22 protein-coding genes and 1 tRNA gene are annotated in these 25,676 nt (G+C 58.2%); 8 read left to right on the forward strand and 15 right to left on the reverse strand.

What is annotated here, in order from left to right:
* Positions 1-39 precede the first annotated feature (39 nt).
* Both AC07N6_RS02050 and recQ read left to right on the forward strand, forming a co-directional pair.
* A complete protein-coding gene (locus AC07N6_RS02050; RefSeq protein WP_494780659.1) occupies positions 40-912 on the forward strand; it encodes an undecaprenyl-diphosphate phosphatase in 873 nt (290 codons plus the stop codon).
* A 60-nt stretch (positions 913-972) separates the two neighbouring features.
* A complete protein-coding gene (gene recQ, locus AC07N6_RS02055; protein ID WP_494780660.1) occupies positions 973-2,826 on the forward strand; it encodes a DNA helicase RecQ in 1,854 nt (617 codons plus the stop codon).
* Positions 2,827-2,972: 146 nt separating this feature from the next.
* On the opposite strand, the gene trmB is transcribed toward recQ, so the two are convergent.
* The 5 genes from trmB to AC07N6_RS02080 form a co-directional block, all read right to left on the reverse strand.
* On the reverse strand, positions 2,973-3,692 hold the full coding sequence (trmB, locus tag AC07N6_RS02060) for a tRNA (guanosine(46)-N7)-methyltransferase TrmB (RefSeq protein ID WP_494780661.1): 720 nt from the start codon (positions 3,690-3,692) through the stop codon (positions 2,973-2,975).
* A gap of 73 nt (positions 3,693-3,765) precedes the next feature.
* Positions 3,766-3,839 (reverse strand) — tRNA-Gly (locus tag AC07N6_RS02065).
* A 317-nt stretch (positions 3,840-4,156) separates the two neighbouring features.
* The gene (gene drt3b, locus AC07N6_RS02070) at positions 4,157-6,118 is read right to left on the reverse strand and encodes an antiviral reverse transcriptase Drt3b (RefSeq protein WP_494780662.1); all 1,962 of its coding nucleotides are present in this window, start codon (positions 6,116-6,118) and stop codon (positions 4,157-4,159) included.
* 12 nt (positions 6,119-6,130) lie between these two features.
* Positions 6,131-7,390, reverse strand: a complete 1,260-nt coding sequence (gene drt3a / locus AC07N6_RS02075; protein ID WP_494780663.1) for an antiviral reverse transcriptase Drt3a — start codon at positions 7,388-7,390, stop codon at positions 6,131-6,133.
* A gap of 426 nt (positions 7,391-7,816) precedes the next feature.
* Complete coding sequence (locus tag AC07N6_RS02080; RefSeq protein ID WP_494780664.1) at positions 7,817-8,704, reverse strand: LysR substrate-binding domain-containing protein; 888 nt, start codon at positions 8,702-8,704, stop codon at positions 7,817-7,819.
* Between the two features lie 138 nt (positions 8,705-8,842).
* On the opposite strand from AC07N6_RS02080, the gene AC07N6_RS02085 reads away from it, so the two are divergent.
* Positions 8,843-9,250, forward strand: a complete 408-nt coding sequence (locus AC07N6_RS02085) for a tautomerase family protein (RefSeq protein ID WP_494780665.1) — start codon at positions 8,843-8,845, stop codon at positions 9,248-9,250.
* Positions 9,251-9,335: 85 nt separating this feature from the next.
* Here AC07N6_RS02085 and arfB read toward each other — a convergent pair whose 3' ends face one another.
* From arfB to AC07N6_RS02110, 5 genes are all read right to left on the reverse strand, one after another.
* Entirely contained in the window at positions 9,336-9,737 is a 402-nt protein-coding gene (arfB, locus tag AC07N6_RS02090; RefSeq protein WP_494781265.1) for an alternative ribosome rescue aminoacyl-tRNA hydrolase ArfB, read from the reverse strand.
* An 84-nt stretch (positions 9,738-9,821) separates the two neighbouring features.
* Entirely contained in the window at positions 9,822-11,006 is a 1,185-nt protein-coding gene (locus tag AC07N6_RS02095; RefSeq protein WP_494780666.1) for an alginate lyase family protein, read from the reverse strand.
* A gap of 100 nt (positions 11,007-11,106) precedes the next feature.
* Positions 11,107-11,580, reverse strand: coding sequence for a DUF3761 domain-containing protein (locus AC07N6_RS02100; protein ID WP_494780667.1), 474 nt, complete (start codon positions 11,578-11,580; stop codon positions 11,107-11,109).
* Positions 11,581-11,638: 58 nt separating this feature from the next.
* On the reverse strand, positions 11,639-11,893 hold the full coding sequence (locus AC07N6_RS02105; RefSeq protein ID WP_494780668.1) for a GlsB/YeaQ/YmgE family stress response membrane protein: 255 nt from the start codon (positions 11,891-11,893) through the stop codon (positions 11,639-11,641).
* Positions 11,894-12,134: 241 nt separating this feature from the next.
* Entirely contained in the window at positions 12,135-12,554 is a 420-nt protein-coding gene (locus tag AC07N6_RS02110; protein WP_494780669.1) for a YidB family protein, read from the reverse strand.
* A gap of 610 nt (positions 12,555-13,164) precedes the next feature.
* Here AC07N6_RS02110 and AC07N6_RS02115 point away from each other — a divergent pair.
* Complete coding sequence (locus tag AC07N6_RS02115; protein WP_141914509.1) at positions 13,165-13,377, forward strand: cold-shock protein; 213 nt, start codon at positions 13,165-13,167, stop codon at positions 13,375-13,377.
* A gap of 526 nt (positions 13,378-13,903) precedes the next feature.
* Here the strand turns inward: AC07N6_RS02115 and AC07N6_RS02120 are convergent.
* From AC07N6_RS02120 to AC07N6_RS02130, 3 genes are all read right to left on the reverse strand, one after another.
* A complete protein-coding gene (locus tag AC07N6_RS02120) occupies positions 13,904-14,059 on the reverse strand; it encodes a hypothetical protein (RefSeq protein ID WP_494780670.1) in 156 nt (51 codons plus the stop codon).
* Positions 14,060-14,312: 253 nt separating this feature from the next.
* The gene (locus AC07N6_RS02125; RefSeq protein WP_494780671.1) at positions 14,313-17,837 is read right to left on the reverse strand and encodes an autotransporter domain-containing protein; all 3,525 of its coding nucleotides are present in this window, start codon (positions 17,835-17,837) and stop codon (positions 14,313-14,315) included.
* Between the two features lie 513 nt (positions 17,838-18,350).
* The gene (locus tag AC07N6_RS02130; RefSeq protein ID WP_494780672.1) at positions 18,351-18,560 is read right to left on the reverse strand and encodes a protamine P1 domain containing protein; all 210 of its coding nucleotides are present in this window, start codon (positions 18,558-18,560) and stop codon (positions 18,351-18,353) included.
* On the opposite strand from AC07N6_RS02130, the gene AC07N6_RS02135 reads away from it, so the two are divergent.
* Positions 18,559-18,705 (forward strand): hypothetical protein, encoded by a 147-nt coding sequence (locus tag AC07N6_RS02135; RefSeq protein ID WP_494780673.1) that lies wholly within the window; start codon positions 18,559-18,561, stop codon positions 18,703-18,705. The genes AC07N6_RS02130 and AC07N6_RS02135 overlap by 2 nt on opposite strands.
* 49 nt (positions 18,706-18,754) lie before the next feature.
* Here the strand turns inward: AC07N6_RS02135 and AC07N6_RS02140 are convergent, their stop codons facing one another.
* Positions 18,755-20,407 carry a methyl-accepting chemotaxis protein gene (locus AC07N6_RS02140; protein WP_494780674.1) on the reverse strand — a complete coding sequence of 551 codons (1,653 nt, stop codon included), beginning with the start codon at positions 20,405-20,407 and terminating at the stop codon, positions 18,755-18,757.
* 395 nt (positions 20,408-20,802) lie between these two features.
* Entirely contained in the window at positions 20,803-21,396 is a 594-nt protein-coding gene (locus tag AC07N6_RS02145; protein ID WP_494780675.1) for an attG domain containing protein, read from the reverse strand.
* Positions 21,397-21,539: 143 nt separating this feature from the next.
* Here AC07N6_RS02145 and AC07N6_RS02150 point away from each other — a divergent pair, with 143 nt between their 5' ends.
* The 3 genes from AC07N6_RS02150 to AC07N6_RS02160 all read left to right on the forward strand — a co-directional run bounded on the left by AC07N6_RS02150 (position 21,540) and on the right by AC07N6_RS02160 (position 25,581).
* Positions 21,540-21,965 (forward strand): nucleotide pyrophosphohydrolase, encoded by a 426-nt coding sequence (locus AC07N6_RS02150; RefSeq protein WP_494780676.1) that lies wholly within the window; start codon positions 21,540-21,542, stop codon positions 21,963-21,965.
* A 61-nt stretch (positions 21,966-22,026) separates the two neighbouring features.
* A complete protein-coding gene (locus tag AC07N6_RS02155; RefSeq protein ID WP_494780677.1) occupies positions 22,027-23,595 on the forward strand; it encodes a methyltransferase regulatory domain-containing protein in 1,569 nt (522 codons plus the stop codon).
* 306 nt (positions 23,596-23,901) lie between these two features.
* Positions 23,902-25,581, forward strand: a complete 1,680-nt coding sequence (locus AC07N6_RS02160) for a diguanylate cyclase (RefSeq protein WP_494780678.1) — start codon at positions 23,902-23,904, stop codon at positions 25,579-25,581.
* The last annotated feature ends 95 nt before the right edge of the window (positions 25,582-25,676 follow it).

A 25,676-nucleotide genomic window follows, 5' to 3' on the forward strand; every position in this document is an offset into this window, starting at 1 on the left:
ACAATTACCTTTCGCCAACCTCATCCAAAAGAGAACCTTATGGCCAATGTTTGCAGCGCCGGCCTCGATATCGGCTTTGCCTCGCTTAGCTATCTGCAGATCGGTTTGCTCGGCGTCATCCAGGGCATCACCGAATTGTTGCCGATTTCTTCCACCGCCCATATGCGCGTCGTGCCGGCCTTCCTCGGCTGGCATGACCCCGGTTCGGCGTTTTCCGCGGCGATGCAACTGGCGGCGCTGGCCGCCGTGATCAGTTATTTCCGCCGCGACGTGGCGGCGGTCACCGGCGGCAGCGTGGCCGCCTGGCGCCGCCGCGATTTCAATGACCCCATGTTCAAGCTGGCGGTGGCCATCATCCTGGCCACCATTCCCATCGGCATTGCCGGGCTGGCGCTGTCGCACGTACTCAATGCCTGCGGCTCGCCGCTGCGCAGCCTGAGCGTGATCGGCTATTCCTGCATCGCGATGGCCATCCTGCTGGCGATTGCCGAACTGGCGTGCCGCCATCGCCGCAGCGTCAGCCAGATGCGCCTGCGCGATGCGCTCATCGTCGGCATCGCCCAGGTCGGCGCGCTGATCCCGGGCGTGTCGCGCTCCGGCTCCACGCTCACCGCCGCCTTGTTCCTCAATTTCCGCCGTGAAGAGGCGGCGCGCTTTTCTTTCCTGCTGGGGTTGCCGGCCATCGCCCTGGCCGGCCTGAAAGAGCTGGCCGTGCTGCTGCACGCGCATATCCCGCTGCAAGCCTGGGGCGTGCTGCTGTTCGGCTTGGTCGTGGCCAGCGTTTCGGCCTTTGCTGCGATCTGGGGGCTGATGAAGTTCCTGGAGAAATTCTCCACCTGGCCCTTCATCGTCTATCGCGCCGCGCTGGGGATATTCCTGCTGGTTGCGGTCGGCCAGGGCTGGCTGCAATAAAATAGCGTCTTTCTGGCGCCTTTCGTTTCCGCCAGTCCCGCGACACCTGTATAAAGATCCATGGTCGATTTCGATACCCTGCCTGCCGACACCCCTTTGCCGCAACGTGCCCTGCATGTGCTGGAGACCGTGTTCGGCTATTCGTCCTTCCGCGGGCACCAGGACGAGATCGTCCAGCACGTCGCCAACGGCGGCGATGCGCTGGTCCTGATGCCGACCGGCGGCGGCAAGTCGCTGTGCTACCAGGTGCCGGCCTTGCTGCGCGACGGCGTGGGGGTGGTGGTGTCGCCGCTGATCGCGCTGATGCAGGATCAGGTCGATGCGCTGGACGAAGTCGGCGTGCGCGCCGCCTTCCTCAACTCCACCCAGAGTTTCGACGAGGCGCTGCAGATCGAACGCCGCCTGCGTACCGGCGACCTCGACCTGCTCTACGTCGCGCCGGAACGGCTGATGACGCCGCGTTGCCTGGAACTGCTGCAGTCGGCCAATATCTCGCTGTTCGCCATCGACGAGGCGCATTGCGTCTCGCAATGGGGGCATGACTTCCGTCCCGAATACATCAAGCTCTCGGTGCTGCACGAGCGCTTCCCGCAGGTGCCGCGCATTGCGCTGACCGCCACCGCGGACGCCCAGACCCGTGAAGAGATCATCCACCGCCTGCAGCTGGAACAGGCGCGCCAGTTCGTCTCCTCCTTCGACCGTCCCAACATCCGCTACCAGATCGTGGAAAAGGCCAACGGCCGCAAGCAGTTGCTGGACTTCATCAAGAGCGAGCATCCGGAGGACGCCGGGATCGTCTACTGCCTGTCGCGCAAGAAGGTGGAAGAAACCGCCGAATTCCTGCGCGGCGAAGGCCTGGACGCGCTGGCCTACCACGCCGGCATGGACTATGCGCAGCGCACCGCCAACCAGGCGCGCTTCCTGCGCGAGGACAAGATCGTGATGGTCGCCACCATCGCCTTCGGCATGGGCATCGATAAACCCGACGTGCGTTTCGTCTGCCACCTCGACCTGCCCAAGAGCGTCGAAGGCTATTACCAGGAAACCGGTCGCGCCGGCCGCGACGGTTTGCCGGCCGACGCCTGGATGGCCTACGGCCTGCAAGACGTGGTGCAGCAGCGCCGCATGATCGGCGAGTCGGAAGCCGACGAAAGCTTCAAGCGGGTGCAAGGCGCCAAGCTCGACGCCATGCTCGGCCTGTGCGAAACCCTGAACTGCCGGCGCGTGCGCCTGCTCAATTACTTCGACCAGGAAGCCAGCCCCTGCAACAACTGCGACATCTGCATGACGCCGCCGGTATCCTTCGACGCCACGGTTGAAGTGCAAAAGCTGCTGTCCACCGTCTACCGTGTCGAACAACGCTTCGCGCCCGGCCATGTGATCGAGGTGCTGCGCGGCATCGATGGCGAGCGCGTCAAGCAGTGGCGCCATGACCAGCTCTCGGTATTCGGCATCGGCAGCGACCGCGGCGAGGCCGAGTGGCGCGCCATCCTGCGCCAGGTGATCGCGCTGGGGCTGCTGACCGTCGACCACGAGAACTACAGCGCGCTCAAGCTCACCGACGCCGCCCGCCCGGTGCTGCGCGGCGAGCAGAAGATACAGCTGCGCCAGTACCAGAAACCCGTCAAGCCCAAGCGCGGTTCGCAGCGTTCCAGCTTCGTCGAGACCGACCTGTCGACCGAAGAGCAGGCGCTGTTCGAGAAGCTGCGCTGGTGGCGCGTGGAAACCGCGCGCGAACACAACGTGCCGGCCTACGTCATCTTCCACGACGCCACCATGCGCGAGATCGCCAAGGCGCGCCCGCAATCGCTGGACGACCTGCGCCACGTCAATGGCGTAGGCGAAAAGAAACTGGAAACCTACGGCGCGCAAATCATCTCGCTGATCGCCGGCGTGGAGGAAGCGCAAGGCTGATGGTCAGCATCGCGGAGGAGCCAAGCTTGCGCTGAACTTCTTCTTGTCGCCCAGCCCGGTTTAACGCGCAAAATTAACGCGCAAAAAAATGGCATGCTGCAAACAGCATGCCGTTTTTCATTGCAGCGCCGAAGCGCAATGAAGCCTCAGGCTTTCTTCTCGAATACCAGATCCCACACCCCATGCCCCAGCCGCAAGCCACGGTTCTCGAACTTGGTGGTGGGACGGTAGTCGGGGCGCGGCGAATAGCCGGACGGATCGGAGGAGGTGTTTTTCAGCGTCGGTTCGGCGCCCAGCACTTCCAGCATCTGGATCGCATACTCTTCCCAGTCGGTAGCGCAATGGAGGTAACCGCCAACCGCCAGCCGCGAGCTCAGGAGCTGCACCAGCGGCCCCTGGATCAGGCGGCGCTTGTTGTGGCGCGCCTTGTGCCACGGGTCGGGGAAGAACACGTGCGCGCCGGCCAGCGAGCCTGGCGCGATCATGTGGTTCAGCACCTCCACCGCATCGTGCTGGATGATGCGCACGTTGGCAAGCTTGCCTTCGTCCACCAGTTTCAGATAACTGCCCACGCCCGGCGTATGCACTTCCACGCCGATGAAATTCTTTTCCGGCATCAGCGCGGCGATCTTGGCGCTGGTCTCGCCCATGCCGAAACCGATCTCAAGCACCGTCGGCGCATTGCGGCCGAACGCGGCATCCAGGTCCAGCGTTTCCTTGGCATAAGGCAGCAGGAATTTCGGCCCCAGCTCCTCCAGCGCACGCCCTTGCGCATTGGAAACGCGCCCGGTGCGGGTCACAAAGCTGCGGATGCGGCGCTCGCTGGGATCATAGAAAAGCGGCTTGCCGGATTTGTTCTCAGACATGAAATACTCGTGAATCGGTGAGGCGCGGCCCGGATATCCTGTCCGGAAGATTCCGGCACGAGCCGCATGGAATTGGAGCGGGTGAAGGGGATCGAACCCTCGTCTTAAGCTTGGGAAGCTTCTGCTCTACCATTGAGCTACACCCGCGTGTGGGTGGGGATTATACCGGGTTACTGAGGGTCTTTTCCAACGTTGGGAATTTGCTGGGGACATTACTGGTGCAAGCAAAAGAGATTAAACTTGCAAAAAATTTTGACCGCCCTTAGAGGGTGAAGAGTGGAGAAGTTACTGAGTGTGTGGATGAACAAGTCATCGCTCATACTGCTTCGATAACCATCAGTAACAAATCGAAAGCCACCTCGGCAGTAGAAAGACCCCGTTTTACGGGGGCCCTAAGGCATACATTGATATTATTCAAAATATGAGGAGAACATTCCCCACTCTTCATATTCAAGAGTAACTCATCAGTAGGCCTGCTTCAACTCCTTTTTCTCCAGCGAATTTAGCAGATCGACGTCCGACCAATCCACTTGCCAAAAGAAGGGTGAGTCTGCACGACAAAAATCATCAGTCTCTCCTTTTGAAGGAGCATTTTTTTGCAAGACTCTATAAACACTTCTTAGCCATGATTCTTTGAGAGTTTGGGAGACAAATGGGCAACTTAGCATATCTAGTAAAAGATATGCCTTCTCACTATTAACCTGTATATCGGATAGATTTGCCAGCTTCAAAGAGGCCGCTTTGAGTATCTTTCTCCTCACGTCTTCATACTGTGGAATTGCTCGTACATAAAATAAGCAGGAGATAATCGTAAAATATGAAGGATCTTTATCCTTAACGAATAAGTCATTCAATACACTTCCTGGTAACAGATGTGATTCCCCGAGTTCTCTTATGGCTAACATGATGTTAAGCCCTTCAAGATGAATGAATCCTTCTACCCCCTCTCCGTGAACTTTTCCACACTGCTCGAGCAGAAGATTTGATGCAAGTTCATAGATAACGTGGGATATTGTCTCAGCGTGCTTTGGCAAATATCGCTTAGAGAAGCGCAAGGATAAAATTAGAGAGGTACTTAACTTATAGGATGCGCTGACAGAGGGTGCTACGCTATAAAGGAAAAAGAGTACATCAAGTAAAATTTCCAGCGCTTTACGATACGTCTCTGCTACACCAATGGGTTCTTCATCAGTCAGGGAGTTATTTACCAGCTTTTTTATTCTCTCTGTGATGACGGAAATTAAAAATGAGGCGATTTGATCATAGTTAGCTTCGTTAGACGAACACAAAGCCTTAATCGAATCAATATATCCTTTGGTTAATTTCCAGCGAGAAAACACTTTTTGAGGAACTAGCGTTCCCGGGCCCTGTTCGGTCAAGAAGCTTGAGAAGAAATCCTCGGAAAGCTTGCCGACTTCAAAGATTAGCCTCGACTTTGCAGTAAAGAACGGCCGATGCAACACTGACGACTTTGCTGTATTTGCGTGAAGATTAAAAGAAGTGAGTAAATCAGCATATACGTCATAAACCAATTTCGCAGTGGCTTCATCATGTGAAAAGATAAACACATCATCCACGTATCTTAAAAATACGTAGTCAACACCATACTCATATTGGTCGAGCTTCGATACCGCCCTAAAATCTATCGACTGAAAGAGAATTTCAGCAAAAATCCTACTAACTTCAGGGCCGATTGGTATTCCGTTTGTCTCGTTGTGATTTCCATGTCTAATGATCTGATCAAATTCCTGTGCAAAAGTTGAAGAAACATTGATGTTCTCCTTGGTAAAAGATTTATCTTTGATCGCCCAAGAAAGACCGTGGGTGTAAATGCTGTCAAAACATTTTGAAACATCCAACGTCATGAGAACGGAAAATTTCTTTTCAAGATGAAAGTAAAACCGGGAATTGAAAAATTTGTAGAGACGATCGTATCCTTTGTAAGCAAAAAACGTAGGTGCATGTTTTACATATCTGTCATTTGTTGAAAGCGTTGCTGAATCATTCTTGTATTGATTGATATTTTCCCAAGAACTCTTGTTATAAAAGCTGCCAGCTATTTTTTCAGGTGAGCGTATGGAGGAGGGACTCTTTGAGCAGTAATGGATAATCAATCGTTCATATTTCTTATAAAAATTTCTGATCTTCCATTGTGAGAGCGGATGTATAAGGGCAAGCCGACGAAACTCCGTAGAATTCTTTTTGATCTTATATAGATAAGGAATTGTTGGATTTATCTTCTTGTTCTCATCTCCAAAAACAAGAGCTGCGGTGAGAACATCTTGAATATCATTTTTATTTTCAAATGATTTTATGCGCTGATATAGCCCGTCATTCGAGAAGATAATGGGTGTTTCGTAAGGCAAAGTTTCTGTAATGAGGACTCTGTCGTAGTCGCTTCGTTTGATTCGATTCTTTTTTTTCATTTTTACTCCGAATCAATAAGACCAACATTTCTGAATTTCAGAAATTCTCAGAGCAGAAAAATATACGAAAGATCTTTTGCTATGACCGCGAACGAAACTTTGACCTAATATAGACCTTTTTTGTTTGTCGCTAAGAAGGGCGTGGGATTGAGAAAAAACACGACCTTTATTGGATAAGACTGCATATCGAAGAAACCGATCTAGCTCTATCAATGCAGTGGCATCATTAGTGATTTGTGGATAACTATGGAAGATGCCAGCCAATTTTTTTCCTCCCACTTTTTGGTTGTAGACACTAAAATTTTGCGTTAGAAATTTTATTCTGTCAGCGAGTAGTGACCAGTCTTTGTTCTTTGAATAGTCAAGGAAAGACCGAGTGATACGGGTCTTTATTTTTTGAATTTTTGTTTCTGCAATGTCTAAAGTCACTCCTCTAAAATGGGAGTCTGACGCCTTGTTTTTTATCTGGATTGGCTCATGGACTTTGAAGGAATAACCCAAGTATTCAAAGGAAAATCTTTGGAGAAGCCGGTTCTTTTCCGGTGCCACTTTGGTCGTTACCTCAACAAGCTTTTTCTTTCTGTTGTTCAGTACAAGGCCGGTAGGTAGATTTTTCTCAATCTCCCTTAGAAGATGTTTTGATTTTTCACGAGCAGATGTGACGACGATAATATCGTCGACATAACGCGCGTAGTAATAAACATCTGAGAAGCTACGAATTGAAGAGTCGAAGCGACGCATCATGAAGTCTGACAATGTCGCGCTTAGAGCGAGACCTCTTGGTACTCCGGCCCCTCCAATAGAAATATAGTTTTCCATCAAAGAAGAGATTAAAGACTTACTCCGAGGACTCAATCTTCGTAATTCTTTTATTTCTCGAAGAAGCTGATTTTGATTAAATGATTCGTAGAAATTTTTTACGTCCAAGCGATAGACCCGATAAGGAACACCTTCTTCGAGTAGCAGTTGGAGATTGGATATTATTTGCGATCGTCCAATTAACGCAGACGGAAAAATGCGCTTCAGATTGCTACATAGCTTCCTTGAAACCAAATCGTGGCTCAATTGCGCAAAGCCATAGATTTCTTTTCTTTTCAACGGGAAAGAATGTAGGGGATTGACTGGTGTTCCAAATGAATTGGACGCCGCTGCAACAGCCTCAGCCAGCAAATTTTCTCTAAACGTATTTTGATCGGATCTCGGAATTTGCCGAAAATCACTTTTCCGGATTTCTTTATCAAGAGAACGATGACAGAATGATTGATCGTACAAATCCCCTCCCTCTTTTAATTCTTATCAGTAACTTCTCCACTCTTCACCCTCTAAGGGCGGTCAAAATTTTTTGCAAGTTTAATCTCTTTTGCTTGCACCAGTAATGTCCCCAGCAAATTCCCAACGTTGGAAAAGACCCTCAGTAACCCGGTATAATCCCCACCCACACGCGGGTGTAGCTCAATGGTAGAGCAGAAGCTTCCCAAGCTTAAGACGAGGGTTTTTATCACTGGCCCCACAAAAGAAAACGAGATTGGTAGATAGGCGTTTCTGATCCACTCTCGTTATCCCACTCCAGCACCATCCCCACCTATCAAAGTTCATTCCTGATTAATCAACAGAGGAATCTTCTGGGATTCCTTTGCCATTTGTCTTCTCAAGGTATCTTCCCACTTTGGGCCCCCACCCTGCTTGCGCAAGAATCTCTCAAATAGTCGGTTCCGGCATCGCCCTTGCCTGTGTCGCCAGCCAGTTGCAAAAGACATCGAGTCGCGGATGCGATCGAGCCATGCGGCGCTGAGCGATATACCGGTAACCCGAGAGCCTGAACCCGAAAGGTGCCACCAGTCGGCCCGATTCCAGGTCGTCCATGACCAGATGCCATGGCGCGACCGCGATGCCCAGGCCGCGCACGGCAGCCTCCAAGGTGAAGTAGTAGTGCTCGAACTCAGCACCTGTTGCGGCGATTGGAGAGGTTTTTGTCGCAGTACGCCACATGTCCCAGGCATTGCGCCGTGTGCGCGTATGCAGCAGAACCTGCTCCGTGAGATCGACGGGACGCTTCAGGGTAAGTTGCCGGGCCAGTGACGGCGCCAATACCGGTCCCAACCATTCGCTGAACAGCGGCAGAACCGAAGCGTCATCCCCATGGGCTGCTTCATCCACAGTGATCGACAGATCGCACGGCGCCTGCCCGCCACTGGCATCCGTGGTGCGCAGGCGGATCTCGATGTCTGGATGCCTTGCGTTGAAGTCGAAGAGTCGGGGGATGAGCCATTTCACGATGAATGTGCTGAAACAGGCCACGTCCAGTGGTTCGCGGCTGTCATCACTGATCTCACTCACGGCGTCTTCGATGTGCTGGAAAGCAGCAGACAGCGCCGGCAATAGCTTGCTTCCTGCGTCCGTCAGCCTCGGGCGATTCTTGCTGCCTTCGAACAGGGGCATGCCCAGGCTGCGTTCTAACTGCTGCACCTGGCGGCTGATGGCTCCCGGCGACACCGACATCTCTTCGGCAGCCGCCGTCATGCGACCCAGCCGGGCCGCGGCTTCGAATGCGCGCAGCGCGTTGAGTGGGGGCAGACGACGTTTCATTTATTTGATTTTATTGCACATAGATGTTGCAAACAAATCGCTTTCATGATCGATGAAATATGAACACAATCCAAGGTAAATTCTAAGGCGAATTTCTCCGTCACTCCATAAGATATTTGATTAAATAGAACATACATCATGCCATTCGTTCGTACCAACGTCCCTCAAGACACCCCGCAATCCCAGCGCGAAGCCATCGTCCAAGGCATCCATCAGGCACTGGTGGACAGCATCGGCATGCCGCAGGATGAGTTGTTCAATCTCGTCGCCGACTACCGGCCAGAGCAGTTCTGGTGCAGTCGCACGTTCAACGGTGTCGCGCGCTCGGATCGTGTGGTCGTGGTGGAGATCACGATGCGTCGTGGGCGCAGCGACGCCATGAAGCGCGCGCTGTACGCGGCCATCGCGCAAAATCTTCAGGCCAGCGCGCAGGTGAACCCGGCGGACATCCTGATCTTCATGCACGAGAATGATTATTCGGACTGGTCTGTCGGCCATGGCCGCTTTGCCATGGGATTGGTGCAGCAGGTAGAGGGCGCTTCGTGAAAAACACCCCAAAGGTTGGATTGGTGTCCAACTTTTTTTGGAGGGGCAGTCCAAACTTATCTTTTTTTAATCATTAGGTTCGGCATTAGTCCCGAACCTTGCCCCGCATCGACTTGATTTCACCGTGCTGTTTCTTTGTTTGCAGCCGCCTGCGCTGCGAACCACGGGTCGGCCGGGTCGGCCTGCGCATGGCCGATACCTGGGTCACGAGCGCCACCATTTCCTGCAGGCGTTGCATGGCGTCCGCCTTGTTCTTTTCCTGGCTGCGGTGCGCCTGGGCCTTGATGATGATCACCCCTTCCTTGCTGATGCGATGATCCCGCAATGCCAGCAGGCGCTGCTTCACAGCGTCCGGCAAGGACGATGCCCGGATATCGAAACGCAGGTGGATGGCGCTCGATACCTTGTTGACGTTCTGCCCGCCTGCGCCTTGTGCGCGAATGGCAGTCAGTTCGACTTCTTCGTCGGGGATGAAAGGGGGAAGAATGATGGCGGCCTGGAGCAGGAGTTTTATAAGTTTTCGGGGCGTGAGTGTACAGGTTCCTCCGCACACGAAATGGATAACGGTTTCCTATTTCAACGTGTAAGTCAGCGTTCCGTAGCCCAGCTGATCGAAGCCGCCGCTATTCGGGCCGTAGTTGCCGCCGCCGCCCTCAGGGCGCACTTTTTCGGCGAACATTTGCGTATAGGGCGCTGCCAGTCCCTTGAGAACGGCATAGTGGTTGTACAGCAGTTCCCAGATCGGGCGGATGTCGCCGCGGCCGTTGCTGGAGATGACGGCCTGGGTTACGTCGCTGTTGCGGTAAGTTGTGTAAGGCACGTCATTGCCGAGATTGTATTTGGCGACGTATTCGATACCGCGCAGCAAGCGGTTGTCCTGATAGCCGAACAGGTCGTCGCCCTGATTCCAGGCCATCTGGCAGAACGAGCCTGCCAGCGCCAAGTCGAGCGTGCTGTGGCCCTGATCGCGCCCGCTTTCCTGGATTTGTCCCAGCCCGTCCGGATAAAGCTGCCATACCAGATGTTCGATGGCGCCATTTCCCAGGCCGCTCTTGAAATAGTCGATCGCCTCATTGTAGATGTCGCGCCGGTCGGTCAGGATGCCGATGGCGATCATCGAACTCATGTTGGCCAGATCCCAGTTGGCCCAATAGTGATCGATCTTCGCGCCGTTGTGCCGCACCAGAAAATCGTGGTTCATCGGATAGAACACGTTGAGCATCATCGTTTTGAAACGCTGGACATTCTGCTCCGGCCATTTCTTGTAGGTGCGCATGATTTCCGCGGCATTGGCGAACTGATAGCCGTAAATGCCGGACGCCAGGAATTTGTCTGAACTTCCATCGATTTCGCTCAGTGTGCCGGACCATGCATCCAGGATGGCGGCCGCCTTGTCGGCATAGGCATCGTCGCCGCTGACTTTCCAGCGCAAAGCAAGCGCATAGGCCGCGGCGGCATCGTTGAATAGCGCGCCGTAGTTTTCAGGATGGCCGGCGCCGTCTTTGCCGCGATAGATCGCCTTGGCAGGACGAGGCTGCCAGGTCAGCGAGGCATGCGGATTGTTGATCAGCATATGCCATCCGGCCAGCCAAGGCTGCGCACCTTGATCGACCTTGGTTTTCATGCGATCGAAATCGTTTTGGGTATGTAAGGCGCCCGGATGGACGAAGGGGGCTGCCGTTGCGGCGGCGCTACTCAGAGCAATCATCAGTGCGGCGGCAGCAAGACGGCGGATGCTTCTGAACGAAAAAATCATTGGTTTAAGCTTCGGATATCAAGTGCAAATGCGCCAAGGGCTACGCGTTTGCGTCACCCTTGAAGCGCGAAGCGGCATCAGTTGGCGGCAATGCCGGAAATCATGAACAGGCTTTGCCGTGATCGGCGTGATTGCCTTTGGCCTTGGCATCGGCTTCGTTCATGTATTCGCCGGCTTTGGTCTTGCCATACCATTTCGATCCCGAGCAATGATATGTCTTGGTGGCGCTGTTGACCCAGACCTTGCCTGCACCGCCGCCGGCGGCCATTGCCGGCTGTGCCGGGGCGGCCTTGGCGGGGGCTGCGGCAGCGGCTGGAGTTGCCGCAGCGGGGGCGGGCGCAGCAGGCGAGGCCGCGGCTACTGCAGGTGCGCCCTTGGCGCCGTACCATTCCTTGATGCCCTTATGTCCGGAACAGGCGCCCTTCTTCGATTCGCCCGTATACGGCGTGCCGTCCTTGCACAGCGCGGTGGCGGCGCCGGTTGCGGGTGCAGCTGGGGCCGGCGTTTGGGCGAAACTGCTGGCCGCCAGCAGGAGTCCGGCTGTGGCGAGTACAGCGCGTAAAGAGATGTTCATGGTTTTCTCCGTCAGGAATGATTGTCGAACCAGCTTTGTGTAAAACCGCTTTCCAGCATCAACGTACAAAATGGTTGTAGGCGAGCAGGGCCAGGATGGCGCCGACGATAGACAGGATGATGCCGGCCGGATGGATCATGGCGCCATCGGCGGGGCGGCTGAACAGGCGGCCAATGAAGCCTCCGACGAAAGAACCGACAATGCCCAGGATGCCGGTCAGAAAAATACCCATATGCTCACTGCCAGGAACGATTAAGCGAGCGATTGCGCCAACAACGATACCGACTATGAACATCCAGATGTAATGCATCATCGTCATCTCCTTGATTGATAGGCCAATTGATTTTGTGAATCAGTTCTTCTTTCTTGTCACGTTCTTGCAACGTTTTATTTGATTTCAACGATTCATTGTGTGGCGATATTTCCATCAACGAGCTTGCGGGAGCGCACGTTGACCGGAGGGCGCAAAAGATTCCATCGCAAGCCAGCCTTGCCTGGCGCTTGCGAAACCGCCATGCCGCCGGCGCGGGAGGCCAACGGCATGGCGCGGCAGGCTATCCGAACAGCTTGCCCTTGAGCAAGGCCAAGCCTTGTTCCAGCAGCGCATTGTTGTCGGTGACCTGGCCGTTCGGGCTGAGGTGGTCGATGACTTGCGGCAGCAGCTGCGCCAGCCCGTCCGCGGCATGTTCCGGCGCCACGCCGGCCTGCTGCGCGACTTGCGCCAGCGAATCATTGCCGAGCGCGCTGGCGATTTGGTCGCCGGAAACCGGCTGGTTCTGGCCGGAGCCCAGCCAGGACGCCACCTGTTCGCCGAGGCCGCCTTGCTGCAACTGGGTCAGCAACCCTTGTACGCCGCCGGCCTGGTTGACCAGCGACATCACGCCGGACAACAGCGCCGACGATTGCGTCTGATCCTGGGATTGGGTGCCGAGATTGCCCAACACCTGCCCTGCGAGTTGATCGAGTAAGCCCATTATTTTCTCCTTCGGATGCGTCGCAACGGGAGCCGTTGCAAGCGGGTTGATAGTGATGAGACATCACATGCGGGGTGAAGCGAAGGCACGACAAACCAGGCGGCTGGATAACAAGGAAATGGGGTATGAAAACCGCTGGCCATCGCGCAGATTGTAAGGTGCGGCAAGGCATGTCGCCGGCTTTCCGATGGCGGTGTGGCGATGGCGCAACGTAGCGGAATTGCGGTCGCGGCAAAGCCTGCTGGTCAATCCCGGTCCTTGCCGCGCGCGGTAATTTCCAACGTTGGAATATCCGCTCGTCACCCGGTATCAGTCCGCTCCACGCGGGCACGGGCGCGTTCCGAACCAGGGGACGTGCCTGCATGATTGTTTTACTGTTGCGCTGATCGTACAAAACACACAAAACGCACAAAAGACAGGATTTTTGTCCGGCCGGCCAAAAACGTGTACAATTCGTCCCGTACTTGCATCAAGTCGTATTCCTTGTTGGTTCAAATTCCGCCTGACTGTTGTTCTCCCTCCGGTCGTTCTGTTTTCTTTCCTTCGGTTTCATTTCTTGGTCTCAAGTGCCTTTCGGGCATGTTAGCCCTATTCAACCAAAGGAAATATCATGAGCACACAAACAGGCGTAGTTAAATGGTTCAACGATGCCAAGGGCTTCGGCTTCATCACTCCCGATGCAGGCGGCGCGGACTTGTTCGCCCACTTCCAGGACATCCAGTCCACCGGCTTCAAAAGCTTGTCCGAGAACCAGCGCGTGTCGTTTGAACGCAGCGTTGGCGCCAAGGGCGAGAAGGCCAGCAACATCAAGGTTATCGCCTGAATATTATTGCGCTCAAGCCTGAACGCTATCGGATGTCCATACGCAACAGATAGCCAGGCCGGGTAGCAGCCAAGCGTCTTTACTTTCCCGATTTTCGGATACCCGCAGACCGGCACCTTGCAGATAGCATGGGTCGGTAGATTGAATCGGGGATGTGGTGACGCAAGCGCCTCGGCAAGCCCGGCATCAGCCAGGATTTGCCCAGGACCGGGCCGGCCTTCGCAGCCGCATGCCAGCGTGCAGATAGCACGGGCATGCGGGATGCGAAAGCCGGCCAAGCAAATAGTTTATTAAAGGTCGTTGCCAGGCGCTCTGCCAAGAGCGGGCGCACGGAATCAACGACCGGCTGTATTTGAAATGGCACCGATCAGATGGATCGGGCTGTTTGATCAGGCGGCACCATGCAGATGGCATGGGCCGCGGAAAATCCAGAATTAATCGATGAACGGCCCACTGTTTGGTGGGCTTTTTGCGTTTACGGGCAGCCGGGCAAGGGCATTTCAGCCCGGCCGATGCCGCGCCCGGTTCAGTGCGGGCCGCCGCGCCCGCCGCCGTCGCCCCAGCCGCCGCGCCCGCCATCGGGGCCGCCGCCTCCCGGTCCGCAGAACCACGGCGCGCATACGCAGCCGCCCAGGTTTGCCAGCAGCAGTGTCGCCACGATCGCCGTTGCAAGTTTCTTCATAAAGCCTCCTTGAACAATTCCGATGAGGCTGCATTGGACACTGCGGGCTTGCTAAGCGCGGTCAGGCATTTGCAACAAATGGTTTCGGCGGCAGGGCGCGGCGCTTCAATCGAAGCCGCAGATGCCGTCCTTGTCCAGCTGCGGCAATTCCCAATGGAAGCGGATCGCCGGCGGCATCGGCCTGAATCGGCCTGAGAGTGAGGCGCCTGTTCCCGCTGCATTGGGAACAGGCGCCTGGCGTCAACGCCTGTGCTTACCAGCTACCCCTGAAGCCTACCAAAAAGCCGAGGTTGCTCTGCCGCGAATTGTATTCGGCTTGCACATCCGCGAAGAGCGACAAATAGCTGCTCGCCTGGCCCGATACGGTCAATCCGCCAATGATCGATTCGCGCGGTATTTCGGCGCCGTAGCTGGAGAACACGATGTCGCTGCCCTGGAACTGGCTGCTCATCGGCGCGTTGCTGTTGCCGAAATCGTGCGACCAGATCAGGCGCGGCTGCAACTGGATGTTGTCGCCGAGGGCAAATACCGCTTTCGTGCCAAGCAGGGTTTTCACGGCATGGTCGCTGCGCCCATTGACCTGCAGGTTCAGCCCCGGCGCGCCGCTTTCCACAAAACCATCGCTCTTGCTGTGCGTCCAGGACAGTCCCAGCAGCGGGCGCAGTATCCAGTTCGACATGGGGATGTCGTAGGTCGCCTCGCCATACACGGAGGTGCTGCGGGAGCGGAAGTCGGCCGTGGCAATCTGTTGCAGGCTGCCGAACGACAATTGGCGCTGGGTATGGTTGTTGTTGCGGGCCATGTTGACCGAACCGCTGAGGTTCCAGTTGCCGATGGCGTATCCGGCATAGAGCGCTGCGGCATTGCCGCGCGAACGTCCGGTGACGGCATCATCCGTATTCAGGTTGCTGTTGCTGTGGCTGAACGCGACGCCAAGCACCAGGCCATCCGCAACTTGCGCATCGAACCCGATGCTTGCGCCGCGATCGCGCAGGTGAGCCGTTCCATGGTTGCTATCCCCCTCGGTCTTTTGCTGGCTGCCATAGCCGCGTAGCCAGAGGCCGAACTGGTGGCCTTTGGCGGAGGGGATCCCGCCCGCCAGAGAAAACTTCGATTGCGGCTGCAGCGATTGCATCAGGTCGTCGACGCTATCGTTTGCGGCGAGCATCAGGGGCGCGTTCGACGATGCCAGGTTATTGCCCTCCGCATTGGAGAGCATGCTCAGGCGTGCGCGCATCTGATTGCCAACACCGGCCGAAAACGCCGTCCCCAGCCGCTGCGCGGACACCAGGCCGGCGCCGTTGACGGAGGCCAGCGCCAAGCGTGCTTGCGGCGCCGATAGGCTGTCGATGGTATTGATCGCATGATGAAGGTCTTGCGATGCGGAAAGCGACATCGTCTCCAATGCGTTGGCTACCGCCATCTGGTTGCGCGTGGCGGCAAGATCGGTGTACTTGACGTGATTGCGCGAGAGCGTCAGCACCACTTGCTGGTCGGGGTAACTGAGCGTCGGCGTGAGGAAAGCCAGGTTCGAGGTGACATTGGCGAAGGTGCCGTTGAGCGTATCGGCCTGAACGATCGTGTAATTGGTCTCGCGGTTATAGTTGCCGCGGTCGGCCTGGACGTCAACCGTCGCGCCGCCGATGGTGGCGTTGCCGGCCTTGAGCTGATCCACCTGGCCCGCGGCATTGGCTTCTACGCGAAAGCGCGAACCGGGATCGAGCACGGCGCGCTCACTGACCGTCAAGGTGCCGATCGAATTGCCGGGCGCCAGCGTGCCTCCTTTCAGGAGGTGCAGATCCTTGATCGTTCCGTTGCCACCCAGCGTGGCGCCTTCATCGATCATCACGCTGGAAGCGAGAGAGCCGTTGACGGTCAGGGCGCCGGAATAAACCATGGTGGCGCCAGTGTAGGTATTGTTCCCGTTCAAGAGAAGGTTGCCTGTTCCTTGCTTTACCAGGAAGCCATTCCCCGAGATCGCCTGCGCGATGCTTACATTGTTGCCGTTGGTATCGATGAAGGCGCCGTCGTCACCGAATATGACCGGACGCGTGGGGGCAAGGGCGACATCCCGATCGAATTGCAAGTTGCCGCCGTTGATCGTCAGCGCTCCATTGGCCGCGCCAAGGTTGGCATCGCTGCTGATGGCCAGGGTGCCGGCATTGAGCGTGACGCCGCCGCTGAAACTGTTGTTGCCGGACAGGGTCAGGGTGCCCATGCCTTGCTTGGTCAATCCGCCGGCGCCCGAGATCGCTTGCGCGATATATACGCTATTGCCATGCGTATCGAGAGTGGCGCCGCCGGCATCGAACATGACCGAACGCCTGGGGGAAAGAGCGATATCCTGGGTGAAGAGCAAGCTGCCGCCGTTGAACGTCAGCGAACCATCGGCCGCGCCAAGGCTCGCATCGCTGGTGATGGCCAGGGTGCCGGCATTGAGCGTGACGCCGCCGCGGAAGGTGTTGTTGCCGTTCAGAACCAGGACGCCGTCACCGCCCTTGATCAGTCCGCCGGGCCCTGCGATGTCGTTCTTCCAGATATCGAAGTCGCCGAATCCTGCGATATCGTATTCGCTGCCGGCTTGCTGGTTGACGTTAAGGTCGCGGTAGAGATAGCTGGGGCCGCGATGCGCCCCGGGCAGGTTGATCAAGCCCCATGTCGAATTGGCCTGATCGGGCTGAATCAACCATCCTGCCAGCGAATCCTCGGGGTAGGCACTTCCGGCCAGGATATCGCGCCAATCATCTGGATTCAGATAGGGAAAGCGCATTCGCAGCAGGTAAGCGGCTTCCGCTGGGAGCCTGTCCGGTGCAAGCCGTGCGTCGGACGATCCGGTGCGCACGCCGTAATACCCGATGCGGTCCTGCTGCGACCGGTGGAGATCGGCTACCGGACTGTCCATGGCCAGCAGGCATTGAGACAGGGGTACATCGCAGGCGCCTTCCATGGATTGGCGCGCGGCCCTTGCGGCGTTGGCGATTTCGGATGCGATCGTATCGTTGGCCATTGTCTGTGCCATGGTGTAAAACATGGCCATGCGTGACGCGATGGTGTCGGTGGCGAAATGGGCATCCCGCACGAGTCGGCTTTCCGCGTACTGAAGCGCTCTGGCATAGGCTTCTTCGCCTCTTTCCGGAAACATCGTTGCCATCAAGAACGCTTGTCGGTAGCCGTTAAATGAATGTCCGCTGGGGAAAGAATCTCCAGGCCTCTCTCTGGCACCGGGGATGAAGTTGCCTTGTCTATCCAACGTGTCCCTGGGGCGCGCGCGTTTATGTTGAGCTTTGAGAATGAAGTCGATACCAATGGTTGTTCTAGTAGGGTCGGCGTGGGGAGGGTAATTGTAGGTTTCTCTGGAAAGGAATGTTGCTCTATTGTGTAACCTTTGCAGGTTGAGAAAGCCTCGGCGTGTATTCAGTCGCAATCCCTGACTTGAATCTGCCATCGTTTCTCCGAGTGCGCTCCTCAGGAAGGTTCTATATGGGTGGTTGTCGCTTTCGTTAGAATCTTGTCTTGCTAAGTTAGCGCGATCACGATCCTCCCTTCTAATGCGACGATAGTTTATGGCCGTCAGGCGATCGATATTTTCGATGTCCGAACCAGGTTGAGGGTAATGCGTCAGTATGTTGTCGCGCAAATTCACGAACCAGTTGTCGCGATGGGCCTCGATGAGACTTAGCCCGGTAGCAGAAGGAGTGCTGGCCCAGGCGGAATGGGCGGCAAGCAGCCCGAGCATGACAAGGGAATATGTCGCTTTCAGTTTTAATTTCGGTTTCATTGACGGATGGCTTCACGGATTTGTAGAAAGGCCGGCCTGTCCTTCTATCGATGGGCGCGCGAATGCGATGCGGACAGGAGGACATCCCGGGGCTTGAGGCGTGAAGAATGCGTGCGACTTATGAACGGAATATGAAAAAAACGGCAACAAAAAAAAGGTTCATCTGAACCAAAATTTATTCGTTCAACATGCGAACGATGTTCGTTTTTCTACTGAATGCATTTCGATATGGCGCATCAGGCGCGCCTGGGATTTTTCTGCGAGGAGGGGGAGTCGCCAGCGATGTTGATCGGCGCTTCAAGCAGGCATTGGAGCTGTGCAATGCAGGCGAGGGGAGGAAGGCGTTGGCGCCGGAAGTGAAGGGGGCGAGGGGCATTCGGACCGAAACCGAACGTAGAGGCCGCACATGTCCCGGTATGGCAGTTCAATGAAAAAGGGAGGCCGATGGCCTCCCCTGCGTAGCGATATGGCGCCTTAAGCAGGGAGCGGCGGTATTGCCCGCTCCCTGTTTGTTCAGACGCTGGTATCGATGATGTTGCCGATCTTCTTGAAGCCTGCGGAGATGTCGTCGCTGACAGTATTGGCGGCGGACTTCACGGTGTCCACCGTGGTGTCGTAGGCGTCGCCGATGTCGTCGCCGACTTCCTTGACGACGTTCTTGATCGGTTGGACGATGGTGTTGTAGAAACTGCTGTTGCCGGAAGAAACGGATGACACGCTCATGATGGACTCCCTTGTCGTATGGATGATGCCGGCCACCGCGGCCGCGATGGCAGCGGCAGGACACGGCTTCATCATAGCCAAGCAAGGTGTCAGCGTGAATGCTGCCACGCCCGCCTTTCGGGTAAAGATTTGCAAGTCAATGTAAAGGCTGGCGGCGGGCGGCTGGCGGCGGTCGGGCCGCCGTCCTGCGCGCGCTACGGTCGCGCCAGCCGGGGTGCGGCCATCGGCAGCGTCGGTACGGGGGATGTCGCGATCTGGCGTTGCGGCGGCGCGCCGTCGCCGATCTTGAACACGGAAACCGCCTGGCTCAAGCGGTGCGCCTGGTCGCGCAGGTTTTCGGCAGCGGCGGCGGCCTGTTCCACCAGCGCGGCGTTTTGCTGCGTGGTTTCATCGATGGAGTTGATCGACTGATTGAGTTGTTCAATGCCGCCGCTTTGTTCGCGGCTGGCCATGGTGATCTCGTTCATGGTCACCGCCATGCCCTGTACCGCGCTGCGTATTTCATCCATCGCATGCGCCGTTTCGCGCACCAGCAGGTTGCCGCTTTCCACTTTGCTGCCGGAGTCGTCGATCAGGGTCTTGATGTCCTTGGCGGCGGCCGCCGAACGCTGCGCCAGCGTGCGCACTTCTGCCGCCACCACCGCGAAGCCGCGTCCCTGTTCGCCGGCGCGGGCGGCTTCCACCGCCGCATTGAGCGCCAGGATATTGGTCTGGAACGAGATGCCGTCGATCAGGCCGATGATATCGACGATCTTGTCCGAGGCGGTGTTGATCTCTTCCATCGTCATGCCCATGCGCCGCACCGATTCGCTGCCGCGGTTGGCGATATCCGAGGCCGATTGCGCCTGGCGGTCGGCATTGGCTGCCGAGTCGGCGTTCTGGCGTACCGTGGCGGCGAACTGTTCGACGCTGGAGGCGGTTTCCTCCAGGCTGGCGGCCTGGGATTCGGTGCGGCCGGAGAGGTCGAGGTTGCCGCTGGCGATTTCCTGCGTCGAGACCGTGATCGACTCCACATTGCGCCGCACGTCGCCAATGATGGAGCGCAGGTTGACGTTGAGTTGCTGCAGCGCTTGCAGCAGCAGCCCCATGTCGCCGCGCCGGCTGGCGTCGACCTGCAGGTTGAGGTCGCCGCCGGCCAGGCCGTGTACGGTGCTGATGGCTTGTTTCAGCGGCGTGACGATGGCAGCGTGCAGCATGGCCCAGGAGCCCAGCAGCAGCAAGATGCCGGCGACGGTGCCGGCCCATACCGGATAATGGTTGGCGCCGGCCGTTCGCACGGCGTGGCCGGCGATGAGGCCGCCGGCGGCAAACATCAGCGCGAGTACGGCCATGACCAGGCCCAGCCTGCGTGCGATGGAGATGTTGCGCAAGTTCAGCAGCCAGCCGGCGAGGCCGCCGCGCACGGCGGCGCCGCGCCGGATCCGCAGGCCGCTGGCCTGGCCCGCGCTGAAACGCTGGTAGATGGCGTCGGTCGCCTGCACCTGTTCGCGCGAAGGGCGTGTGCGCACCGACATATAACCGACCGTCTGGCCGTTTTCGCGCACCGGCGTGACGTTGGCCTGTACCCAGTAGAAGTCGCCGTTCTTGCAGCGGTTCTTGACCAGGCCATTCCATGGCAACCCCGATTTGATCGTGGCCCACAGGTCGGCGAAGGCCTCGCGCGGCATGTCGGGGTGGCGCACGATGTTTTGCGGCGCGCCGATCAGTTCGGCTTCGGTGAAGCCGCTGATTTCAATGAAGTAAGGATTGACGTAGGTGATGTTGCCCTGGAGATCGGTCTTGGAGACGATGGATTTGCTGTCTTCCAGCAGACGTTCGACCGTGGTGACCGGCTGGTTATTGCGCATGCGATTTCCCCCTTGCGTTAGTGCGCCGGGCCCGCGCCATTGGCTGGATCGGTGCATATAGTTATGGATGCGACGGCACTTTCCCCTGATGCCGCGGCCTGGCAAACTCAAACTATCGCTACTGCGTGCGGAACTGGATACGTCGGTAAGGCTTGGAATGGATCGCGCCGGCAAGCAACGCAAGGTCGTTTGCCGCGTTGGGCCAGTGGCCTTTTTTTGATTTGGCGCGATCAGCCATTGTTGGCAGATCTGCTTCGGTTTTTCAAGCGATACCGAACGCCGGTGCGGCGTATGGCATCAGAATTAATCAAACTGCAAGGCAATGTGTTGTAAAAATATGAGTAATTAATGATTACGTATCGCCGCGTGAGAAATGCGCCGCGCCGCCAGGCGCCTTATTGTGTCGGCTGCACCTGGAACAGCAAACCCTGCAGCACCACTTCCACCGACAGCAGTTGGTTGGCGACCACTTTCGTCATGCGTTGCCCGGGATGGTTGAGGGCGATGTCGGTCAGGCTGGTGATCAGCGGCAGCAGCTTTTCCGGGTTGGACGAGATGAAGCTGCGCGCGGAACCGTCCGCGCAGATCAGGAATTCGTCGCGGGCGGCTTGCGAACGGTCGGTGAGCAGCACGCCGACGGCCCTTAGCTCGCCTTTCTTGTTGAGCGTGCCGAGCATGGAAGTCTGCGCCGGGCCGACCTTGGTTTCCAATACGTATTCGTATTGGCCGGAATGCAGGCGAGAGGGGTCGATCCGGTACAGGGTGGCCATGTGCGCCGGCTCATCGACTTGCATGCCGGCCAGCACATCGGGCAGCTTTTCGTTGAAGCGCCGGGCGAATTCGTCGGAGGTGACGCCCAGCGTGGTTTCGGCCGCCGCGTGTTCAGCCTGTTGCTGTTCGATGGAGCGGTCGCAGCCGGCCAGCAATGCGGCCATCGTCAGGGCGGCGCACAGCAGCAGGCGCTGCGGGAGGAGGAGGCGTGGAGACATGGTCGGGGAGTCCGTGGCGAAGATCGCTACATTGTGCACCAAGGCGGCCTGATGCGGCATGTTGCGGCCTGTTAGACGCCGCGCTGTTTTGGCGATGGTGATAAAGTGAACGCTTTGCCGACAGCCCCGCGCATTGCCATCCCATGAGCGTCCCACAAGAACCGATTTCCGACCTTATCGAACTGCGCGGCATCATCCGCCAGTTTTCCGGCGAACGCGACTGGCTGCGTTTCCATACCCCGAAGAACCTCGCCATGGCGCTGTCGGTGGAAGCGGCGGAGTTGATGGAGCATTTCCAGTGGCTGCCCACCGGCGCCGACCATGAGCTCGACGCCGCCGCCCGCGAAGGCATCCGGCACGAGATGGCCGATGTGCTGGTCTACCTGATCCAGTTGGCCGACCATACCGGCGTCGACCTGCGCAGCGCGGTGCTGGAGAAGATGGAGCTGAACCGCCGCAAGTATCCGGTCGAGCAGGCGCGCGGCAGTTCACGGAAATATACGGCCTACAGTGCCCACAGCAGCAAGGACGACACTGCCAATAACAATAGCGACGGCGGCGGCAGCTGATGCCGCCATCGCTGCCGCTGCTGTCTAATAACGCCAATGCCATCCCCGCAGGGAGCCTGCCTTGAATAACTGGAACGACGGATACGTCTTCGACATCGCCTACACCTACGGTTACTACCCCGGCATGAATCCGGCGCGCCTGCCGCTGGCGTTCGCCTTCCACGGCCTGCGGGCGCCAGTCGTGCAGACGGCCTGCGAACTGGGGTTTGGCCAGGGGCTGTCGACCAACTTCCATGCGGCGGCATCGGGCACGCGCTGGTGGGGCAACGATTTCAATCCCATGCAAGCCGGTTTCGCCAAAGAGCTGGCCGCGGCCAGCGGCAGCGGCGCGCAGCTGGAAGACTCGAGCTTTTCGCACTTTTGCCGTCGCGGCGACTTGCCGGATTTCGACTTCATCGCGCTGCACGGCGTGTGGAGCTGGGTCTCGGAAGAAAACCGCGCCATCATCTTCGACTTCATCGACCGCAAGCTCAAGTCCGGCGGCGTGCTTTACATCAGCTACAACACCCAGCCCGGCTGGTCCGCTTTCATGCCGTTGCGCGACCTGATGGTGCAGCACACGCAGCAAGCCGGCAACGACGAACAGGCGCTGCCGACCGAAGCGCGCATCGATGCCGCGCTGGATTTCGCCGCCCGCATGTTCGATGCCGACCCGGTGTACGCCCAGGCCAACCCGTTCATGCGCGACCGCCTGAAGATCCTGCAGCAGCAAGGCCGCGACTATCTGGCGCATGAGTACTTCAACCGCGACTGGCACGCCGAATCCTTCGCCCGGATGCACCAGCGCCTGTCGCAGTCCGGCCTGCAGTTCGCTTGCCCGGCCCACTACGCCGACCATCTCGACATGGCCAACCTGACGCCGGCGCAGCGGCAGTTCATGCAGGGCATGGATGATCCCGTGATGCAACAGAGCGTGCGCGACTTCATGGTTAACCAGCAGTTCCGGCGCGACTACTGGGTGCGCGGCGGGCAGGGGCTGGACGAGCGCCAGCGGGTGCAGGCGCTGGCGCTGCAAAGCATCGTGCTGCTGACCGAGCCGGACAAGGTGCCGTTGACCATCCAGAACGTGGCCTCCGAGATCACCCTGAACCGGCTGATTTACGACCCCATCCTGCAGGCCTTGAGCGACTATCAGCCGCATACGCTGGTCGACCTGGCGGCGTCGCTGGCGCATCGCAACCTGAATTTGTCGCAAGTGCTCGACTCGGCGCTGATGCTGATCGGCACCGGCCATGCCGCGCCGTTGCCGAGCGAGCCCGCGGACGACGCGCGCGCGGAGATTACCCGGCGCACCCGGGCGCTTAATGTGCATTTGCTGAATATGGCGGCCCTGGCCGCGCCATCGGCCATCGAAGGCGGCGTCGGCCACCTGTGCAGCCCGGTGACCGGCGGCGGGGTGGCGGTCGACCGCATCGGCCAACTGTTCCTGCTGGCCTACCTGGAGCATGGCGAGCAGGTGGATGCCTGGCCGGCGCTGGCGTGGAAGTACATCAGTGCGCAAGGCAAGAAGCTGGTGCGCGAGGGGATACGGCTTGAGGGCGAGCAGGAAAACCTGGGCGAGCTGGCGACCCAGGCGCAGCTGTTCGCGCGTACCCGCCTGCCGCTGTTGCGCGCGCTGCAGGTCGTGTGACTGGCGCGTGGCCGGCGTGGATAAAACGTCACACCGGCCGACAGGCGTTTGCATAGGCCTGCGCTAGCCTGTAGCATTTCGCTTGGCCTGCCAACGCGGGCCTGTCATTGGCCGGAATTTGCCGGATATCGGGAGGGGCCGGTAGAACGGATCAAGCGGCCAATGCATATCATCCATGGCGGCGCCGGGCGCGAAGTCCGGAACATTCCCTGTCTTGCTGCTTCGCGGATACGCTTGCCGTCGTCATCCGCGGGTAGCCTCTGATCACCAAGAAAATTTTCCCATGAGAAAGTTCATGCTCTGCCTATGTCGCGTCTGAATCCGAACCTGAAACTGAAAACCCGCCTGGCCCTGGCCGTCGTGGCCGCCGTGGTGATTACCGCCATCGTGGTCACCGCCATCTCGCTATTCGTCATCCGGCGCGATATGCGCGATGAATTGGGCGAGCAGCAATTCACTGCCTTGAAGCTGACCGCCGCCGCGCTCGATGCCGGTTTTGAAGACCGGCGCATTTCGTTGCGCCTGCTGGGCGAGGGCATCCCCGACGCCGTGCGCCACAATCCGGCGCAGATGCAGCGTTACCTTGAGCAGCACCTGTCGCTCAATGCGCAGTTCTTCAATGTCAGCGTGGTCGAGGCCAATGGCGCCATGATCGCCAACTATGCCGATGCCGGCCAGGTCAACCGCTTCAGCATGGCCGGCCGCGACTATCTGGTGGAGACGGTCAAGGCCAAAAAGGGCGTGATTTCCAAGCCGCTGAAAAGCAAGATGTCCAACCGCTCGGTGGTCTTGATGACCGAGCCGCTGCTCGATGCGCACGGCGAAGTCGACCTGGTGCTGGTGGCCAGCATCGACCTGAAGGAGCACAATTTCCTCGGCCAGTTTACCGATGTGCGCCTGGGCAAGAGCGGTTTCATGTATATCTTCACCACCGACGGCATCGTGGTCGAGCATCCGGACAAGGAGCTCATTCTCAACCACATGGATGTCGCCGGCGGCCAGGGCATTGCCAACGAACAGGCGCTCAAGGGGTTTGAAGGCAGCATGGAAAGCGTGGACCAGGCCGGCGCGCCCGCCTTGACTTCGTACAAGCGCATGAGCAGCGCCAACTGGATCATCGGCGCCCACTACCTGAGTTCGGACGCCTACGCCCCCATCGCCGAGATGCAGGAGCGCGCCATCCTGGCCGCCGCCGTGCTGACGTTGCTGGCCGGCATTCTGGCCTGGTGGTTCGTCAACCGCCTGTTCCTGCCGTTGCAGCGTTTGCTCGCGCACATCCAGCGTATCCGCCAGGACAAGAGCCTGGCGCAATTGCCCGGAGAAGTGCGCCAGGACGAATTGGGCGACCTGCACGGCGCCTTCAATGCCCTGATGCAGGAGCGCAAGAACATCGAGGCCGAACTGGACGAGGCGCGCGTCAACCTGGAGGAAATGAACAAGACCCTGTCGCGCCTGGCGCTGGAAGACGCGCTCACCGGCCTGGCCAACCGCCGCCAGTTCGAGCGCGGCCTGCAGGAGGAATTCAACCGGGCCGCGCGCACCGGCCTGTCGCTGGCGGTGATCATGATCGATGTCGACTACTTCAAGCAGTACAACGACCTGTACGGCCACATGGCCGGCGACAAGGTGCTGCGCCGCCTGGGCAGCGCCATCCGCGATACCAATGTGCGTCCGGAAGACCTGCTGGCGCGCTACGGCGGCGAAGAGATCGCGGTGCTGCTGCCGGGCGCCAGGCTGGAGGGCGCGATGATGGTGGCCGAGCGCATCCGCAAGTCGGTCCAGGGCCTGGGAATCGAGCACAGCGCCAGCGCCACCGGCAACCTCACCATCAGCATCGGCGTGTCCGCCGTGGCGCCCCAGCGCCAGGTGGACAATCCGGAAGACGTGCTGCGCGAGGCCGACGAGGCGCTATACCTGGCCAAGGCGGCGGGCCGCGATTGCATCCGCACGGTCGAGGACGTGCAAAAGTCGAAGGGGCAGGCTTGAACGGGGTCCAGAACCGCAACCCGGCCCGCCATTGAAAAAGCCGCGCATGGTGTGATGCGCGGCTTTTTCGTTGGCGGCCCGGAACGCGTCCGGGC

The organism is Herbaspirillum sp. GW821-FHT09A12 (assembly GCF_059418325.1).